Below are 18,848 nucleotides of genomic sequence, written 5' to 3'. Positions count from 1 at the left end.
AAAGAAGAGGATAACAGATACATGTACAGTGAAAAAGTAATGGACCACTTTCAGAACCCCAGAAATGTAGGGGAGATCGAGGATGCCAGCGGCGTAGGTACCGTGGGCAACGCAAAGTGCGGAGATATTATGAGAATGTTCCTGGACATTGACGAGAACGGGATCATCCGGGAAGCAAAGTTCAAGACCTTTGGCTGCGGCGCTGCCGTAGCTACCAGCTCCATGGCTACCGAACTGGTAAAGGGTAAGACCATTCAGGAAGCATTACAGGTAACGAACAAGGCTGTAATGGAGGCTCTGGACGGACTGCCGCCCGTAAAGGTACACTGCTCACTGCTTGCAGAGGAAGCGATTCATGCAGCACTGTGGGATTATGCAGAGAAGAACCATATCACCATCGAAGGACTGCAGAAGCCCAAGAATGACATCAGTGAGGGCGAAGAAGAGGAAGATTATTAAGATCTATGAAGAAAAAAGTAGTAGTAGGCATGTCCGGGGGAGTAGATTCCTCCGTGGCAGCCATGTTATTGAAGGAACAGGGCTATGACGTGATCGGCGTCACTATGCAGATCTGGCAGGACGAAGAGGAAGCGGCCAAGGAAGCCAACGGCGGCTGTTGCGGACTGTCGGCGGTGGATGATGCCAGAAGAGTAGCACAGAGACTGGAGATTCCTTATTATGTCATGAACTTTAAGAAGGAATTCAAATGCCATGTCATGGACTATTTTGTGGCAGAGTATTTAAGAGGCCATACTCCCAATCCCTGTATTGCCTGCAACCGTTATGTGAAGTGGGAATCCCTGCTGCAGAGAAGCCTGGAGATCGGGGCGGATTATATTGCCACGGGACATTATGCGAGGATTGACAGGCTGCCGAATGGCCGTTTTGCCATCCGTAATTCCGTTACCGCAGCCAAGGATCAGACCTATGCGTTGTACAATCTGACCCAGGATCAGCTTTCACATACTCTGATGCCGGTGGGTGAATATACCAAGGATGAAATCCGCGTCCTGGCAGAGGAGGCGGGACTTCCGGTGGCGCATAAGCCGGACAGTCAGGAAATCTGTTTCGTGCCGGACAATGATTATGCTTCCTTTATTGACAGAGAAGCCGGCGAAAAGGTGCCGGGACCGGGCAATTTTGTCACGGAGGACGGCAGGATCTTAGGCCGGCATAAGGGCATTACCCATTATACACTGGGACAGCGCAGAGGACTGGAACTTCCTATGGGGGAAAGAGTGTTTGTCACCGCCATCCGTCCCGAGACCAATGAAGTCGTCATCGGTTCCAATCAGGAACTCTTTACGGATAAAGTGCTGTGCGATCATGTGAATTACATGACAGTGGAAGATCTGACAGAGCCCACCAGAGTATTGGCGAAGATCCGTTACAACCATAAGGGAGAATACGGAACTCTGACAAAACAGCCGGACGGTAAAGTGCTCTGTACCTTTGACGCACCGGTACGTGCCGCAACACCGGGACAGGCCATGGTATTTTATCAGGATGAGCATGTACTGGGCGGCGGAACCATTATTCTGTAGGAAAGCGCTCAAAGAGGAGGTCTCTGCGTCCTACGGATACAAAGATTTGTATAGCGGAAAAGATCGGGATCACTATTGTTACAATAGTGGTCCTGCATTTTTATCACGACACGTAACATCAACAGCGGGGGCGTGCATATAATAGAAGAAAGCTTTTATAATTCACAGGAGAGACTATGGATTATCGTTTTTCATTTCAGAGACCTATGAGAAGAAGCAGTTTCGGCTCCATGAAGGGAACCATTGTGGATCTGGTACCGGCAGGACAGGGTGGCCGCAGAGCCGATGGATGCCTTTTGTTCGCTACAATCGAGGATACGGACGGCAACACGGTGAACTTTTTCATCAACCCGGATACGTATGTGGTGGATTTCACTACACTGTCGGTGGGAATGATGGCAACCTTCTGGTATCGCAATGATGCACCCATGCCCCTGATCTATCCGCCTCAGTATACCGCAGTGGTAGTGGCTGAAGAGAGAAGCGACCGGAATGTGGATGTGAGCTACTACAGCAATTCCCTGGTCAATGAGGAGCAGACATTGCAGCTGAATCTGGATGGCACAGTGGATGTGCGTACCGTGAACAACCAGTATTTCCAGGCGAGTCCCGCGAACCATAATCTGGTGGTCATCTATTCCTCTTCCACGAGAAGCATTCCTGCCCAGACCACGCCGTCTACAGTGGTGGTACTGTGTGACAGAAACTGTGGTTAGGCAGACAAAAGAGGACAGTTGTAGTCCATTGACCTATTGAGATTTTTGCAAAAATGTTATACCATAAAATAATCCCCTATAGAATGATGTCGGGGGCAAAAGTCCTCGACTTTGATGCCTACGGATTGTTCCGTGCTGCGCACTCCCACAATCCGCCCCAATATTCGCATATCGTGGGATTATCATCCCACTTTTATGCTCATATCGGGGCGGGTCCCAAGGTCTTTCGCCCACATATGAGCAAGCTCATGTGGGCTTAGACCTTTTGACCCTGGCACCATAGAATATACCCATGGCTGTCTGTGCGCAGTGCAGGCAGCCTGTAAGGGGGAGATTACTTATGATCTGGCAGAACGAAAGAGAAAAGAGGACATTATGGGTAAGAAAAAGCAGATGCGTTCTGAAGTAAAAGGGAATGTGAAAAACAGTATAGGAAGAATTGCGTTTGCAGCATTGGCTGTGCTCTTACAGATCGGCTGGATATTGATATTGATGATCAAACTGTATCAGTATTCTTCAGTGATCTCTCTGCTGACCAGCCTGTTTGCGCTGGTAGTGGCGCTCAGGATTTATGGAAAACATACCAATGCCGCATTTAAGATGCCCTGGATTATTGTAATATTGGCATTTCCTGTATTCGGTCTGTGTATTTACGGATTGTTCGGGCATAAAGAGGCTATGCATAAAATCATCCGGAAATTTGAGGATGTGGATGAACAACTGATTCCTCTGAATGTGCAGGATGAGACAATATTGCAGCAGCTGGAGCAGGAAGATCCTCTGCTGGCAAATCAATGCCATTATATCTGGAAGTATGGTAATTATCCGGTGTATGACACGACAGCTGTGAAATTCTATCCGGAAGCTTATCTGGGATACGAGGAACAGCTTAAGGAGCTGGAGAAGGCAAAGCACTTTATATTCCTGGAATATCATGCCATAGAGGAGGCAGAGGCTTTTGCACGGCTGAAGGGTGTATTGGCAAGAAAGGCTGCCGAGGGCGTGGAAGTCCGTATTCTGTACGACGATGTGGGCTGTATCGGCTTTTTGGATAAAAGCTTTATAGACCGCATGAATGCCATCGGTGTACAGTGCCGGGTATTTAACTACGTAGTGCCTTTTTTAAATATTTTCATGAATAACCGCGATCATCGTAAGATCATGGTTATCGATGGAAAAGTAGGATTTACCGGTGGATATAACCTGGCGGACGAGTATTTCAATATCACGCATCCTTACGGTTACTGGAAGGATACCGGAGTGAAGCTGACCGGCAGAGCGGTACAGAATTTTACCATGATGTTCTTGGAAATGTGGAATGTTATGGGACAGGCGGACACGGATTATGAAAAGTATCTGAAGGCGTCGCAGGAAGGTGCGGAAGATGGAAATGTGCAGAAGGCATCCGGCTATGTGCAGCCCTATGCGGATTCTCCACTGGACGGAGAGCCGGTGGGTGAGAATGTCTACCTGAACCTGATCAAGACGGCAAAGAAACGCCTCTATGTGGCAACTCCTTATCTGATCATCAGTGATGAGATGACGAGAGAGCTTGGGCTGGCAGCCAAACGTGGCGTGGATGTGCGCGTATTTACCCCCGGCATTCCGGATAAAAAAATCATATACGGTGTGACCAGATCCTATTATTCCGGACTGGTGCGCCAGGGCGTGCGGGTCTATGAATATACCCCGGGCTTTTTGCATGCGAAGCAGATGCTGTGTGATGAGGATACGGCGACCGTCGGTACTATCAATATGGATTACCGGAGCCTTTATCATCATTTTGAAAACGGTGTGTGGATGCACGGCTGTGATGCCATCCGGGATATTGAGGCGGATTTTGATAAGCTGTTACAGGATAGTGAGGAAGTCACCGATAAATACCGGGATGGAAGGAAAAATATGGCAGTGAGAGGCTGGCAGTGTATCATGCGCCTGATCGCGCCGTTGCTGTAACAGACATAATAACGGAAAGCTGGAGATTACGATGAAAATACTGGTCAGTGCCTGTCTGCTGGGCGAAAACTGTAAATATAACGGGAAAAATAATTACAGCGAGCGTGTGGCAAAATATCTGGAAGGGCATGAGGTGATCCCGGTATGTCCTGAGGTGCTGGGAGGACTTCCGACCCCGAGGGATCCGTCGGAGATCGTGAGCGGTGAGGTCATAAACTGTAAAGGCGTAAATGTGGACAGGCAGTTTCGGGAAGGCGCAGAGGAGGCTCTGCGGATCGCCAAAGAGAATGGCATCGATCTGGCAATCTTACAGTCACGAAGCCCCAGCTGCGGCGTAAGGCAGATTTATGACGGGAGTTTTACTGGTAAACTCATTCCCGGACAGGGAGTATTTGCGCAATTGCTGGAAAAGAACGGCTTCCGGGTGATGGACTGTGAGGAAATATAATGGCAAAAATATTATTGTTTGGCGTGAGTACACAAAAAGACCGGGCTGTGCGTGTGGCAGCGGAGAAAATAGGTGTGGATGTGACGGCGGTGAACCGCAGGGACTATGGACAGAAGATCGGAACACTGGCGGAAATCAGCGGTTTTCATAAGAATGGAAAAATATATAACGGTCCTGATTTTGCAATGGAAATGCTGGTGTTTTCCGGAATGGATTCGCAACAGGTGGATGCATTCCTGGCAGAATATAAGGCAACCGGCTTACCACCGGTTGCCCTGAAGGCGATTGTGACACCGTATAATGTCTCATGGACAGCGGATGCGTTGCTTCGCGAGCTGATGAAGGAACACATTCAGCTTGGAGGATAGGGAATAAAGAAAATTACAGCTTGTGATATTCCGGGCTGCGCTTTTCGTAGATTGTGTAATATTTGAAACCGCACAGCTGCAGGATCTCGGAGGCAAGATCCAGATAGGATCCCACATCCTGAGGTTTGTGAGCATCGGTTCCTACGGTGATGATCTCACCGCCCAGCTCATGATAGCGGCGCAGAATATCGGTACAGGGATGAGGCTGTCTGAGACCGTAGCGGAAGCTTCCGGTGTTCAGTTCCAGACCTTTTCCCTGCTGCACTAAAAGCTCTAGGATCGGATCAATGGCATCCTTATATTTGTCATAGGAATAGTTCTTGTCCTTGGTGGGAGCCACACGGACGATATAGTCCAGATGTCCCAATACATCATAATCGTCATGGCATTTCAGATTCTCCAGTGTCTCTGCAAAATAAGCCCGGATGGCTTCTTCCTCGGAGGAGAATTTCTCGAAATATTCCGGATAATAGGGATCCATTCCTTTGCAGAGATGAGTGGAGCCGATGACGAAATCAAAATCATAGGCGGAAATAAAATCTTCGTTGCGGTCGGCCAGATGAGGCTGCAATCCCAGCTCCACGCCGAAGAGGATTCGCATTTTCCCTTCATATTTCGCGCGGCAGCGGAGCACGTCGTACAGATAGGAATCCGTATTCAGTAAAAAGATCGTTCCCGGTCCTTCCTCGGTGCGGGGATAATCAAAATCGTTATGCTCGGTAAAACACATGGTCTCCAGTCCCAGAGCGAGACCTTTATCGATCATCTCCGGCATTGGAGCCTGGGAATCTCCCGAAAAAGAAGAGTGAAGATGACAATCTGCTTTGATAGACATATTTTTATCCTTTCTGGTTATCATAATACGAACCTATTATAGCAAAAATGAAGGGAAAAACCATAGCATTTCTAAACAAACTGTAAAATTTACCACAAAATCACAAATATTTTTCATTTACATCTTGAATTATAATCAGGAATTAGGTAAAATGTCTTTGCTGATAAAATTTTGACAATCTGTGAATAACGGAAAGCCAAAAGATATAAAATTAAAATTTTAGGAGGAAACTAAAATGGCAGTAAGAGTAGCAATTAATGGTTTTGGCCGTATTGGTCGTCTTGCATTCAGACAGATGTTCGATGCAGAAGGATATGAAGTAGTAGCAATCAACGATTTAACCAGCCCTAAGATGCTGGCACATCTGTTGAAGTATGATTCTTCTCAGGGTGTTTACAAGTATGCAAGCACCGTTGAGGCTGGCGAGGACAGCATCACCGTTAATGGCAAGACCATCACCATCTACAAAGAGGCTGACGCAAGCAAGCTTCCCTGGGGTGAATTAAAGGTTGATGTAGTTCTGGAGTGTACCGGATTCTACACCTCTAAGGAGAAGGCTTCCGCACATATCACTGCCGGTGCTCGTAAAGTTGTTATTTCTGCTCCCGCAGGTAACGACCTTCCTACCATCGTATACAATGTTAACCACAAGACCCTGAAGCCCGAAGATACCGTTATCTCCGCAGCTTCCTGCACCACCAACTGCTTAGCACCTATGGCTAAGGCTCTGAACGATTGCAGACCTATCATGAGCGGTATCATGACCACTGTTCACGCTTATACCGGTGACCAGATGATCCTTGACGGACCTCAGAGAAAGGGCGATCTGAGAAGAAGCCGTGCAGGCGCTTGCAACATCGTTCCCAACTCTACCGGTGCAGCTAAGGCAATCGGCCTGGTAATTCCCGAACTGAACGGCAAGCTGATCGGCTCCGCTCAGCGTGTTCCGACCCCTACCGGTTCTACCACCATTCTGGTAGCAGTAGTTAAGGGCGCTGTAACCAAGGAAGAGATCAACGCAGCAATGAAGGCTGCTTCTACCGAGTCCTTCGGTTACAACACCGATGAGATCGTATCTTCCGATATCGTAGGCAGCACCTACGGTTCCATCTTCGATGCAACTCAGACCATGGTTGCTCCTATGGAAGATGGCAATACTCAGGTACAGGTTGTATCCTGGTATGATAACGAGAACAGCTACACCTCTCAGATGGTTCGTACCATCAAGTACTTCAGCGAGTTAGCATAAGCCGACAGGCGTTAACGAGTAAAGACCTATCAGGGTCCGGTCTTACAAGGACCGGGCCCTTTTTAGATACTAAAATAATTGGAGGTTAATACCATGGGATTAAATAAGAAATCTGTAGATGACATTAACGCAAAGGGAAAGAGAGTCCTGGTAAGATGCGACTTTAACGTTCCCTTAAAGAACGGTGAGATCACTGACGATACCCGTATCGTTGCAGCTCTGCCTACCATCAAGAAGCTGATAGGCGATGGCGGCAAGGTAATTCTTTGCTCTCATCTGGGTAAGGTAAAGAATGGCCCCAACGAAGGCGAATCTCTGGCACCTGTTGCCAAGAGACTGTCCGAGAAGCTGGGCAAAGAGGTTACTTTCGTAGCTGACTACAATGTAACCGGCGAAGCAGCTACCAAGGCTGTTGAGAACATGAAGGAAGGCGACGTTGTTCTGCTTCAGAATACCCGTTTCCGTGGCGCAGAAGAGACCAAGAACGGTGAGAAATTCAGCAAAGAACTGGCTGACCTGGCTGATCTGTATGTATGTGATGCATTCGGCTCTTCTCACAGAGCACATGCTTCCGTAGCAGGTGTTACCAAGTTCATCACCGCTAAGGGTGGTCAGAACGTAGTAGGTTACCTGATGGAGAAGGAGATCAACTTCTTAGGTAAGGCTGTAGAAGATCCCGTAAGACCTTTCGTAGCTATTCTGGGCGGTGCAAAGGTTGCAGACAAGCTGAACGTTATCTCCAACCTGTTAGAGAAGTGTGATACCCTGATCATCGGTGGTGGTATGGCTTACACCTTCTTAAAGGCAAAGGGATATGAAATCGGTAAGTCTCTGGTAGATGATACCAAGATCGACTACTGTAAGGAAATGATGGAAAAGGCTGAGAAGCTGGGCAAGAAGCTGTTACTGCCTGTTGATTCCGTAACCATCGCTGATTTCCCTAACCCGATCGATGCTCCTGTTGAGGTTCAGGTATATGATGTTACCAACATGCCCGCAGACAGAGAGGGATGCGATATCGGACCCAAGACCGCAGCTCTGTATGCTGAGGCTGTTAAGACTGCTAAGACCGTTGTATGGAACGGACCTATGGGCGTATTCGAGAATCCTACCCTGGCAGCAGGTACCATCGCTGTAGCTAAGGCTCTGGCTGAGACCGATGCAACTACCATTATCGGTGGTGGTGACTCTGCAGCAGCTGTTAACCAGCTTGGTTTCGCTGACAAGATGAGCCACATCTCTACCGGTGGCGGAGCTTCCCTGGAGTTCCTGGAAGGCAAAGAGCTTCCCGGCGTGGCAGCAGCAGACGACAAATAAATAGAAATAATAAAGCTTTCCCACGGAATGTATTCGAACCTGCCTGCAGGCACAGATGCATCCTGTGGGAAACACAATATAAGAAAAGAAGAGGTGTATGATTATGGCAAGAAAGAAGATCATTGCCGGCAACTGGAAGATGAATATGACTCCCAGCCAGGCAGTAGAGCTGATCAATACATTAAAGCCCCTCGTAGCAAATGATGAAGTAGACGTACTTCTGTGCGTTCCCGCAATCGACATCATTCCCGCTATGGAGGCAGCAAAGGGTTCCAATATCATGATTGGTGCGGAGAATATGTATTTCGAGGAGAAGGGTGCTTTCACCGGCGAGATTTCTCCCGCAATGCTGGATGATGCAGGCGTGAAGTATGTGATCATCGGACACTCCGAGAGAAGAGAGTACTTTGCAGAGACCGACGAGACCGTGAATAAGAAGGTTCTCAAGGCTTTCGAGCATGGCATTACTCCCATCATCTGCTGTGGTGAGACTCTGACGCAGAGAGAGCAGGGTGTTACCATCGACTTCATCCGTCAGCAGATCAAGATCGCATTCCTGAACGTAACTGCTGCACAGGCAGCAACGGCTGTCATCGCATACGAGCCTATCTGGGCTATCGGTACTGGCAAGGTAGCTACTACCGAGCAGGCACAGGAAGTATGTAAGGCAATCCGTGAGTGCATCGCTGAGATCTATGATGATGCAACCGCAGCAGCTATCCGTATCCAGTACGGCGGATCCGTATCTGCTTCCAGCGCTCCCGAGCTGTTTGCACAGGCAGACATCGACGGTGGTCTGGTAGGCGGCGCTTCCCTGAAGGCTGACTTCGGACAGATCGTCTGCTACAATAAATAACAGATTCTTTCAAAAGAGTCACAGGACCCGTGATGGTGGATTCCATTACGGGTCTTTTATTATACCGCAACCTGCCGCGGCGCCGAGATGGCGGGTATCGGAGATATCACCGGTACACTGGAACCCGGCAAATGCGCGGATATGATCGTGGTGGAGAAGAATCCGTTAGAAGATCTACTGGTGCTTCGAAATGTGGATATGGTCATCGTACAGGGAAAAGTGATCCGTGCTCCCAAGGTGAAGAAAAAGCAGATCGTAGAGACGGAGCTGGACAAATTTCTGAATTAGAATGGAACGGCAATGTCTGTTTCCGTAGAATAGAATTGTATTCTGATGCGTGAATATTGTATAATAAAAACTATGCAGGACAGGAAATCTCCGCTGCATAGTTTTTATTTTTGACAGATTATGGGAAATTATAGGAAAAAGAAAATGACATTTGAAAAATTAGAAAAAAACCTCATGGATGTGGTTCTGGAGGAACAGGCAAAATTAGGCTTCCGCAGAGAGAAGATCCGCCTGTATTATCCGTTATCTACACTGAATCACTTGCTGGGTACACAGGATACGGCGGAACAGATGGAAGTTACACTGGCAGGACAGCCGGAGAGCATGACAATAAAGCTTGGAAAACTGGCTGTGAGCCGTAAGGGAGACCGTTTCTGCCTCTGTATTCCGGAGGAAGGCAGTACTTATGTCCATGAGCATTTTGCAGAGAAGGGATTCATCTATGAACTGATCCGCCTGATCGGGCAGCATGACTGTAAGATGGAGGATATCCGACAGTTATTTTTGCGGTACAGTGAGAATATTTATGTGGAAGAGATGCGGGGCGAGGACTTTGATGTCATGATCCGTTTCCCGGAGGAAATGGGAGATCCCTACTGTTATTGTTTTCGGGATGAAGGGTGCCATGTGATCTATCACCGATTCCTGCTGGAGGATTACGCAGACCTGATGAAAGCATGAGACAATCATGGTAAACGAACGATAAGAAAAGATTATGTGTATTTTACGATATGGAAATACGATGGAATCTATGGTAGGATAAAAAAGGTTCTACGAAGAAAAATGTCGTAAAAGGCAGAAGGCGAGGGGTAAAATGATCTTTAGATGTAAAAACTGCGGCGGTAATGTAGTTTACAGCCCGGAGAGAAAGAAGATGTTCTGTCCTTTCTGTGAGAGTGAGGACAGCGAAGAACGCGAGGACGGCGTGATCGAGACAAGCGGTGAGGAAAACGGCACTGCGGAAGGAACGGTCCAGGCAGCGGGAGCCGGACAGCCGGTCAGCAGAATGGCAGCAGCCGAGGGTGCTGCGCAGAAAAAGGTGACAAAGGTATGTCCCAACTGTGGTGGCGAGATTCCCATGACGGTAAACACCTCCGCTACACAGTGTCCTTATTGTGACAATTATGTGATCGTGGATGATCAGATTTCCGGGGCCTACACACCGCATATGCTGATTCCATTCCATATGGGCAAGGAAGTCTGCAAGAAGCTGATCCGTGATAAATTTGAGAAATGTATTTTTGCACCGACGGATTTTCTGTCGGAAGTAAGAATGAACGGTATTTACGGTGATTATGTACCGTTCTGGTTCTACGATTACAATACCAACTGCACGTTCCACGGTGAAGGTACCAAGGTGCGCAGCTGGACGACCGGCAATACACAGTATACCGAGACCTCATATTATGATATTGTCCGTGATATGGACATTGATTTTGTCAAGATTCCTGTGGATGCTTCCGTGGGAATGCCGGATGATGTCATGGATCTGATGGAGCCCTTTGATTACAAGGAACTGCAGGAGTTTAAGCCAGAATATCTGTCTGGATTTCATAGTGAACGCTACAATATGACTTCCGATCTGGTGGAGAGCCGTGCCAAAGCCAAGATGCAGGAGGATGCACAGAAGATGCTGCATGACAGCTATTCTGGATATTCCAGTGTCCGCAAAATGGGAGAAAACATCAACGTGACGGACAGTTCTGTAAGTTATGGTCTCCTGCCAGTATGGAAGTATGACTATAGCTACAAAGGCAAAGAATATCCTTTCTATGTAAACGGACAGACCGGTAAACTGGTAGGTACTGCACCGATTTCCAAAGCAAAGGTGTGGGCTTATGCGGGAACACTTGGTGTGACACTGGCGGCAATTCTATGCATGGTGAATGCAATCGCCAGTCTGGTGTAGAGATTATGAGGGAAGGATAACGGGACAATGGAAAAAGATATTAAGAAAGAAGCACTGAGACAGTACCTGAAATATTTTAAGGTATGGTTCATCATTGCCGGAGTGCTGGCGGTTATTACCATCGGAGCGGCAGTCGTTCATCTGCTTACACCGAAGACTGTCCGGGGCAACAGCCAGGATCCCACAGAGCGTGTGTTTGACTATGCGGATATGCTGACAGACGAAGAGGAGCAGAGCCTGCGGGAATATATAGCAGAGTGTGAGGAAAAGATCCAGGCGGACATCGTGATCGTAACGATCTCCGAATCCGTAGAGTATGATTTGCAAAATCCGGGTCTTGCGGAGGCATTTCATGCGAAGGAAGTCGGCAGTACCGACTGGAGTACAGCCATGAGAGATCTGGCGGATAACTTCTATGATTACAACAATTTCGGTTATGACAAGGTACACGGCAACGGAGTTCTGCTGCTGGACAATGCCTATGAAGGACAAAAGGGAAGCTGGCTGTCTACCTGTGGAAATGTCTATGATTATTTTGGCGATTACGAGATCGACCAGGCCCTGTACGCAGTGGATGATTACATAGACGAAAGCCCCTACAAAGCGTATAAGAATTGTATCAGTTATGTGACCCGGACCATGGAGGAAAGTAAGGAAAGCATGCCGATGACCTTTTCTCCCTGGATCCTGACAGGTCTTGTCGTTGCACTGATCTATGCCGCAGTGAACCTGCATCAGAGCAAAGCAAAGGATACTACTACGGTCAATCAGTATCTTGATGGCAAAAAGCCCAAGATCAACAATACCAGAGACCAGTATCTGCGTAAGAACGTGGTGACCCGCAGGATCGAGACCAGCAGTAGCAGTAGCGGGCACAGCAGCGGACACAGCGGCGGTCACGGAGGAAGTCATCGGAGCAGCAGCGGTGTCAGCCATGGCGGCGGTGGCCATAGAAGATAAAATAACAAGTTCCATTCCTGGAACAAGAGATCCGGCGTATCGGGTGCAGACAGACACTCATACGCCGGTTTTTTCGTTTTACGGAGGAAGGAGCGACGGCGGGAAACAGTAGTGGAAAAATTTTCCATGGGTTGACAGGAAGCCTGCAGACAGGTATAATCAGACTTGTGATGTAACAATTCTGTAATATATTTGTAAAAGGATTTTAAAGAAGAATTTATGATAAAACATACAAGAGAAAAACAAGTAAAGATCGTAGCCACTGGCCTGGCATTGTGTATGCTGGCGGCACCGCTTTCCGCTTCCGCTGCAGAAAGCAGTGTCCTCATGGCATCCGGCGGTGTGGCTTCTGTCCTGGAGACGGAGCGTACACTGGAGGAATACATCCAGATCGCACAGGATGCCCAGGGAGCTTCCTGGGGCTATACCAATATCGGTGTGGCCAATGTGGAATCCGGTAATCTGAATGTGAGAGCGGTATCTTCCACAGACGGTAAGCTGGTAGGTAAGCTTCCCAAGGATGCGGCCTGTGAAGTGGTCGAGACCGTAGATGACTGGGCACATATCAAGTCCGGTGAAGTGGAAGGTTATGTCAGCAAGGAATTCCTGCTGACTGGACCTGAAGCCAGAATCCGAGCCATGGAACTGGTTCATACGGTAGCCATTGCCAATACCGATGGCCTGAATGTACGTCAGGAGCCCAATACCACCAGTGAGATCGTGACTCAGGTGGGACAGGGAGAAGAGATGGAGTATGTGGAGACCGGTTCCGACGGCTGGGTGAAGATTTCTATTGACGGCGAAGATGCTTATGTATCCCAAGATTATGTCACAGTGGAAGAAAAGCTGGATACCGCCATCACCATGACAGAGCTTCTCTACGGACAGGGGGTATCCGATGTCCGCGTAGATCTGGTAGAATATGCAAAACAGTTCGTAGGTAACCCTTATGTCTGGGGAGGCACCAGCCTTACCAAGGGTGCGGACTGCTCCGGTTTCGTTCTCAGCGTATTCAAGAAATACGGCATTACCCTGAGCCATTCCTCCAGAGCACAGGCCAATGAGGGCACCAAGATCAGTGCATCCGAGCTAAAGCCCGGTGATCTGATATTCTATGGTAACGGCAAGGGTAATATTAATCACGTAGCTATTTATATCGGTGGAGGACAGGTAATTCACGCCAGCAGCCCGAAGACCGGTATCAAGATCAGCAGCTATAAGTATCGTACACCTGTGAAATGTGTCCGTGTCATTCACGACTGATAAAAAGCATTGCTTTCGCAAAAGGGCGGGGCAATGCTTTTTTGTGTACAAATCGAGTAGGAGACAGCCTGCTTGATTATTCGAAGATATGCGCAGGATCTTTCTTTTACAATTGCGTTTCCCAGGGAAGTATGATACTATTTTTGTATACATCAGCGGTCCCTGACAGGAAAAAAGGGGGCTTCGTACAGAGACGAAAATGGGTGAGGAATATGCGGAAAGTAGCTTTGATCACCGATGGCTGGAGAAGGTTGTTTACCTATGCCTGGCCGGCAGGTATTTTGCAGAGAATCAAAGAGAGGGACGAAGAAGTAAATTTATATATTTTTAACAGTACTGGCAACTGGAGCAGAGATGCTGGGTACAACAGGGCAGAATATAATATTTTTAACCTTCCGGATCTGTCAGAGTTCGACGGCATTATTCTGGAATTGAACAATATCAGCTCTCCGGCAGTGCTGGCGGAAGTGATCCACAAGGCGAAGCAGTCGCACCTTCCGGTAGTCTCTATTGCCAACGAGCTGGAAGATTTTTATTATGTGGGTATTGACAATTATTCTGCCATGAAGCAGGTGATCGCACATATGCATGAGGTGCATAACTGCAAAAAATTCTGGCTGCTGGTGGGGGCTGACAGCAATTATGAGAGCAGCTGCCGACTGCAGGGAATGCTTGACTATGCCAAAGAACACAAGATCAAAATAGATAAGAATGACATCTGGTACGGCTCTTTTGACTACAAGAGCGGATTGGAAGGCTACAGGCATCTGTGGGATACTCACAAAGAGCTGCCGGATGCTATTATCTGTATCAATGATAATGTGGCTGTAGCGGTATGCGAAGCGGCGGCCCAGATGGGATTTACAGCACCGAAGGACTTCCGTATCACAGGCTTTGACAACTTCGACAAGGCCGGATTTTACACGCCGAGTATTACCACTGTGGGACATATCAGAGAGGAAGCTGCATACAAGGGAATGGATATTCTCCTGAAAATCTGGGCGGGAGAAAGTGTCCCCCGGTACAATTTCACCAATACTGAGATGCTGTGGCAGGAGAGCTGTGGCTGCGGCAAAGGAAGCAGCAGGGATGCCAGAGCCCATCTGAAGGATCAGATCATGTACAGCGTGGAAAGTGAGGAATTCGACGAGGAAGTCCTGTCCATGGAGGCAGAGATGATGCAGTGCAATACCGTAGAGGAAATGATGTACTGCATTCCCCAGTGCATTCCGTCCCTGAAATGCGATGCCATGTATCTGGTGCTGGACGATCACCTCAATGCCTATAAAAAAGAAACGGAGAAGAGTATTCATCTGGATGCCACCCCTTCGGACGAGGGATTTTCCTTGCATGGTTATCCGAGACAGATGCAGATGACCTTTGCATACGAGAGGGACCAGAGACTGGATCTGGACAGACAGGAAGTGGATGGCATCTTCCCGACCTTCGATTATCCGAAGCCGGGACAGGACTTTTTGTTCCTGCCGTTACATTTCGGAGAGCGTACCGTTGGCTATGTAGCTATCCGTAATGCGGTATACCTGATGGAGAAACAGTACCTGTTCCAGATCATGAACGCACTGACCCGCTCCATGGAGAACCTTCACAAAAAAGAAATGTTGGCCTATATGAACCGCAAGCTGTCTTCCCTGTATATTATGGATACGCTGACAGGTATGTATAACCGTATGGGCTACCAACAGCTGGGAGAGGAGTCCTTCCGTATTTCCGGTCTGAACAAACGCAAACTTCTGATCTTGTTCGTGGATCTGGATCGTCTGAAATACATCAATGACACCTTCGGACACGAGTATGGGGATATGGCCATCTGCGCTGCAGCCAGAGCATTGATGCAGTGTAGCAGCCGGGACGCTGTGCCGGCCAGAACCGGCGGTGATGAATTCGTCCTGATCCAGAGTTACCAGTCCGATGAGGTTTCCAGAGAACTGGTGCTGCGCATCCGCAGAACACTGGAGGCGGAGGGAAAAGCCCAGAAGCTTCCGTTCCCGTTGTCCATGAGTATCGGAACTGTCGTGACGGATCCGGAATCCGCACTGTCTTTTGCAGATTATGTAAAAATTGCAGACAGCCGGATGTACGAGGAAAAGGTACAGAAGCGGGCCGCAAGAAAATAGAAAAATATATTTACAACCGATAGAAACTATGATATATTGAAATAGTATGATTAGCCGATGCCCAGATTACGGACACTCCGACCTTAGTCTTGGTATCTGGCGTTTAAAAAACAGGAGGAAAAAGAAATGATTTCTAAGGAAAAGAAAACAGCCATCATGAACGAGTATGCAAGAACCCCCGGTGACACCGGTTCACCTGAGGTACAGGTAGCAGTCCTGACCGCAAGAATCCAGGAGCTTACCGAGCATCTGAAGGAGAACCCCAAGGATCATCATTCTCGTCGTGGTATGCTGAAGATGGTAGGTCAGAGACGTGGTCTTCTGGAGTACCTGAAGAAGAAGGATATTGAGAGATATCGTGCATTAATCGAGAAGCTTGGCTTAAGAAAATAATGCTGACTGGTGAGCGGGGTCTGCCGATTACATCGGCGCTCCGCTTCTCTTGTTTCTCATTACATCCATATGCACGGTGAAAATCTAATTCACCGCGCCTGAAAAGGTAACACACGGGATGGAAGTGAGCCCCGAGACCGCTGAAAAGATTATGTTGCGGATCATGGGAGCGACATGGAATTTTCAGTAGTTTCGGTAATCCTCCAGCCCGTAGAATAATAATTCATATCGTAGCGTGGCACCAAAGATAACAGTCACAGTACGATGGATAGGAGGAATTTATGTATCAAAGTTACAAGATGGATCTTGCAGGCAGACCTCTGGTGGTTGATATCAACCGTGTAGGTAAGCAGGCAAACGGATGTGCATTCATGCATTATGGTGATACCACGGTTCTCTGTACCGCAACCGCTTCCGAGAAGCCCAGAGACGGTATCGATTTCTTCCCTCTGAGTGTAGAGTATGAAGAGAAGATGTACGCTGTGGGTAAGATCCCCGGCGGTTTCAACAAGAGAGAAGGAAAGGCAAGTGAGAATGCTATTCTGACCAGCCGTGTCATCGACAGACCCATGCGTCCCCTGTTCCCCAAGGATTACCGTAATGATGTAACCCTGAACAACATGGTAATGAGCGTGGATCCCGAGTGTCGTCCGGAGTTGGTGGCTATGATCGGTGCAGCTATCGCTACCTGCATTTCCGATATTCCTTTCGATGGCCCCTGCGCTATGACCCAGGTAGGCATGATCGATGGCGAGTTCATCATCAATCCCAGCCAGGAGCAGTGGAAGAAAGGTGATCTGAACCTGACCGTTGCTTCCACCAGAGAAAAGGTGATCATGATCGAGGCAGGAGCGAACGAGATTCCTGAAGCAACCATGATCGAAGCAATTTATAAGGCTCACGAAGTGAACCAGACCATCATTGCTTTCATCGACAAGATTGTAGCAGAAGTAGGCAAGAAGAAGCATGAGTACACCAGCTGTGCAGTGCCCGCTGAAATGTTCGAGGAGATGAAGAAGATCGTATCTCCCGCTGAGATGGAAGAAGCTGTATTCACCGATGATAAGCAGACCCGTGAGGAGAATATCCGTGTGATCACCGACAAGCTGACAGAGGCTTTCGCTGAGAACGAAGAGTGGCTGGCTATCTTAGGTGAGGCAGTATACCAGTATGAGAAGAAGACCGTTCGTAAGATGATCCTGAAAGACCACAAGCGTCCCGATGGACGTGCAATCACCCAGATCCGTCCTCTGGCAGCAGAAGTAGACATCATCCCCCGTGTACATGGTTCCGCTATGTTCACCCGTGGACAGACCCAGATCTGTAACGTATGTACTCTGGCACCTCTGTCCGAGCAGCAGAAGATCGATGGCCTGGATGAGAACGAAGTAAGCAAGAGATATATGCATCACTATAACTTCCCTTCCTATTCCGTAGGTGAGACCAAGCCTTCCCGCGGACCCGGAAGACGTGAGATCGGTCACGGCGCTCTGGCTGAGAGAGCCCTGATCCCCGTACTGCCCAGTGAGGACGAGTTCCCTTATGCAATTCGTACCGTATCTGAGACTTTTGAATCCAACGGATCTACCTCCATGGCATCCACCTGTGCTTCCTGCATGTCCCTGATGGCAGCAGGCGTACCCATCAAGAAGATGGTAGCAGGTATTTCCTGTGGTCTGGTAACCGGCGAGACCGATGACGATTTCGTTCTGCTGACCGATATCCAGGGACTGGAAGACTTCTTCGGAGATATGGACTTTAAGGTAACCGGTACTACCGAAGGTATTACCGCGATCCAGATGGATATTAAGATCCACGGTCTGACCAGACCTATCGTAGAAGGCGCTATTGCGAGATGCCGTGATGCAAGACTGTTCATCATGGATACCTGCATGAAGCCCGCTATCTCTGCTCCCAGAACAGAGGTTGGCAAGTACGCTCCCAAGATCATCTCCATTCAGATCGATCCCGACAGAATCGGTGATGTAGTAGGACAGCGTGGTAAGACCATCAATGAGATCATTGCCCGTACCGGTGTGAAGATCGATATCACCGATGATGGTAAGGTATCTATCTGCGGTACTGACAAGGAAATGATGGATAAGGCTCTGGAGATGGTGAAGATCATCACCACCGATTTCGAAGAGGGGCAGATCTTCAAGGGTAAGGTAGTCAGCATCAAGGAGTTCGGTGCATTCATCGAGTTCGCACCCGGCAAGGAAGGCATGGTACACATCTCCAAGATCGCCAAGGAGAGAATCAACCGTGTAGAAGATGTTCTGACTCTGGGCGATGTAGTGACTGTAGTATGCCTGGGTAAGGATAAGATGGGCAGAATCAGCTTCTCCATGAAGGATGTAGCACAGCAGTAAGCTGTAAGAACGCAAGGCATAAGAATATAAGATATAAAATAAGAAAGGATCGCTGCATAGTGTACTGTGCAGAGGTCCTTTTTGTGTATACGATGAGCCAGGTACAGATTTGTGCTTGCACAAGAATCGGTATTTGGCAAATGTACATCATCGAGCTTTTAAGCGAGATGGTGTATAAAGTATATGAAACGGGCGGAAGACAGTCAGCCGGATCTGCCTGGAATGAGGCAGCAAGAAGT

General features: G+C 48.3%; 18 protein-coding genes. 17 read left to right on the top strand and 1 reads right to left on the bottom strand.

The window, feature by feature from the left end:
- Positions 1–21: 21 nt before the first annotated feature.
- The 6 genes from nifU (at position 22) to DWZ61_RS02565 (ending at position 5,032) form a co-directional block, all read left to right on the top strand.
- Positions 22–459, top strand: coding sequence for a Fe-S cluster assembly scaffold protein NifU (nifU, locus tag DWZ61_RS02595; RefSeq protein WP_022154150.1), 438 nt, complete (start codon positions 22–24; stop codon positions 457–459).
- A gap of 5 nt (positions 460–464) precedes the next feature.
- Entirely contained in the window at positions 465–1,544 is a 1,080-nt protein-coding gene (gene mnmA, locus DWZ61_RS02590; RefSeq protein ID WP_118537306.1) for a tRNA 2-thiouridine(34) synthase MnmA, read from the top strand.
- 176 nt (positions 1,545–1,720) lie between these two features.
- On the top strand, positions 1,721–2,260 hold the full coding sequence (locus DWZ61_RS02585) for a hypothetical protein (RefSeq protein WP_022313479.1): 540 nt from the start codon (positions 1,721–1,723) through the stop codon (positions 2,258–2,260).
- 375 nt (positions 2,261–2,635) lie between these two features.
- Positions 2,636–4,216: a cardiolipin synthase gene (gene cls, locus DWZ61_RS02575; protein WP_243026331.1), complete on the top strand. Its 1,581-nt coding sequence runs from the start codon at positions 2,636–2,638 to the stop codon at positions 4,214–4,216.
- Positions 4,217–4,247: 31 nt separating this feature from the next.
- A complete protein-coding gene (locus DWZ61_RS02570) occupies positions 4,248–4,664 on the top strand; it encodes a DUF523 domain-containing protein (protein ID WP_118537304.1) in 417 nt (138 codons plus the stop codon).
- Positions 4,664–5,032, top strand: coding sequence for a DUF3783 domain-containing protein (locus DWZ61_RS02565; protein WP_022154145.1), 369 nt, complete (start codon positions 4,664–4,666; stop codon positions 5,030–5,032). The genes DWZ61_RS02570 and DWZ61_RS02565 overlap by 1 nt, the downstream gene beginning before the upstream one ends.
- A 13-nt stretch (positions 5,033–5,045) precedes the next feature.
- Here the strand turns inward: DWZ61_RS02565 and DWZ61_RS02560 are convergent, their stop codons facing one another.
- A complete protein-coding gene (locus DWZ61_RS02560) occupies positions 5,046–5,867 on the bottom strand; it encodes a histidinol-phosphatase HisJ family protein (RefSeq protein WP_118537303.1) in 822 nt (273 codons plus the stop codon).
- A gap of 235 nt (positions 5,868–6,102) precedes the next feature.
- Between DWZ61_RS02560 and gap the strand changes: the two genes are divergently transcribed.
- From gap to DWZ61_RS02505, 11 genes are all read left to right on the top strand, one after another.
- Positions 6,103–7,116 (top strand): type I glyceraldehyde-3-phosphate dehydrogenase, encoded by a 1,014-nt coding sequence (gene gap, locus DWZ61_RS02555; protein ID WP_022154143.1) that lies wholly within the window; start codon positions 6,103–6,105, stop codon positions 7,114–7,116.
- A 93-nt stretch (positions 7,117–7,209) separates the two neighbouring features.
- A complete protein-coding gene (locus DWZ61_RS02550; protein ID WP_118537302.1) occupies positions 7,210–8,433 on the top strand; it encodes a phosphoglycerate kinase in 1,224 nt (407 codons plus the stop codon).
- Between the two features lie 103 nt (positions 8,434–8,536).
- Positions 8,537–9,289 (top strand): triose-phosphate isomerase, encoded by a 753-nt coding sequence (gene tpiA, locus DWZ61_RS02545; RefSeq protein ID WP_118537301.1) that lies wholly within the window; start codon positions 8,537–8,539, stop codon positions 9,287–9,289.
- A gap of 39 nt (positions 9,290–9,328) precedes the next feature.
- On the top strand, positions 9,329–9,577 hold the full coding sequence (locus DWZ61_RS02540; RefSeq protein WP_279220468.1) for an amidohydrolase family protein: 249 nt from the start codon (positions 9,329–9,331) through the stop codon (positions 9,575–9,577).
- 144 nt (positions 9,578–9,721) lie between these two features.
- On the top strand, positions 9,722–10,258 hold the full coding sequence (locus tag DWZ61_RS02535; protein ID WP_118537299.1) for a DUF3877 family protein: 537 nt from the start codon (positions 9,722–9,724) through the stop codon (positions 10,256–10,258).
- Between the two features lie 133 nt (positions 10,259–10,391).
- Positions 10,392–11,486, top strand: coding sequence for a hypothetical protein (locus tag DWZ61_RS02530; protein WP_118537298.1), 1,095 nt, complete (start codon positions 10,392–10,394; stop codon positions 11,484–11,486).
- 27 nt (positions 11,487–11,513) lie between these two features.
- Positions 11,514–12,446: a TPM domain-containing protein gene (locus tag DWZ61_RS02525; RefSeq protein WP_118537297.1), complete on the top strand. Its 933-nt coding sequence runs from the start codon at positions 11,514–11,516 to the stop codon at positions 12,444–12,446.
- A gap of 219 nt (positions 12,447–12,665) precedes the next feature.
- Complete coding sequence (locus DWZ61_RS02520) at positions 12,666–13,709, top strand: C40 family peptidase (RefSeq protein ID WP_118537296.1); 1,044 nt, start codon at positions 12,666–12,668, stop codon at positions 13,707–13,709.
- A gap of 212 nt (positions 13,710–13,921) precedes the next feature.
- Positions 13,922–15,844, top strand: coding sequence for a GGDEF domain-containing protein (locus DWZ61_RS02515; protein ID WP_118537295.1), 1,923 nt, complete (start codon positions 13,922–13,924; stop codon positions 15,842–15,844).
- 126 nt (positions 15,845–15,970) lie between these two features.
- Positions 15,971–16,237, top strand: coding sequence for a 30S ribosomal protein S15 (gene rpsO, locus DWZ61_RS02510; RefSeq protein WP_022311806.1), 267 nt, complete (start codon positions 15,971–15,973; stop codon positions 16,235–16,237).
- A 281-nt stretch (positions 16,238–16,518) separates the two neighbouring features.
- Complete coding sequence (locus DWZ61_RS02505; protein WP_117464775.1) at positions 16,519–18,609, top strand: polyribonucleotide nucleotidyltransferase; 2,091 nt, start codon at positions 16,519–16,521, stop codon at positions 18,607–18,609.
- Positions 18,610–18,848: the final 239 nt, after the last annotated feature.

The organism is Clostridium sp. AF34-10BH, assembly GCF_003478095.1.
Lineage (GTDB): Bacteria > Bacillota > Clostridia > Lachnospirales > Lachnospiraceae > Acetatifactor > Acetatifactor acetigignens.
This window is presented reverse-complemented; position numbering and strand designations above follow the sequence as displayed.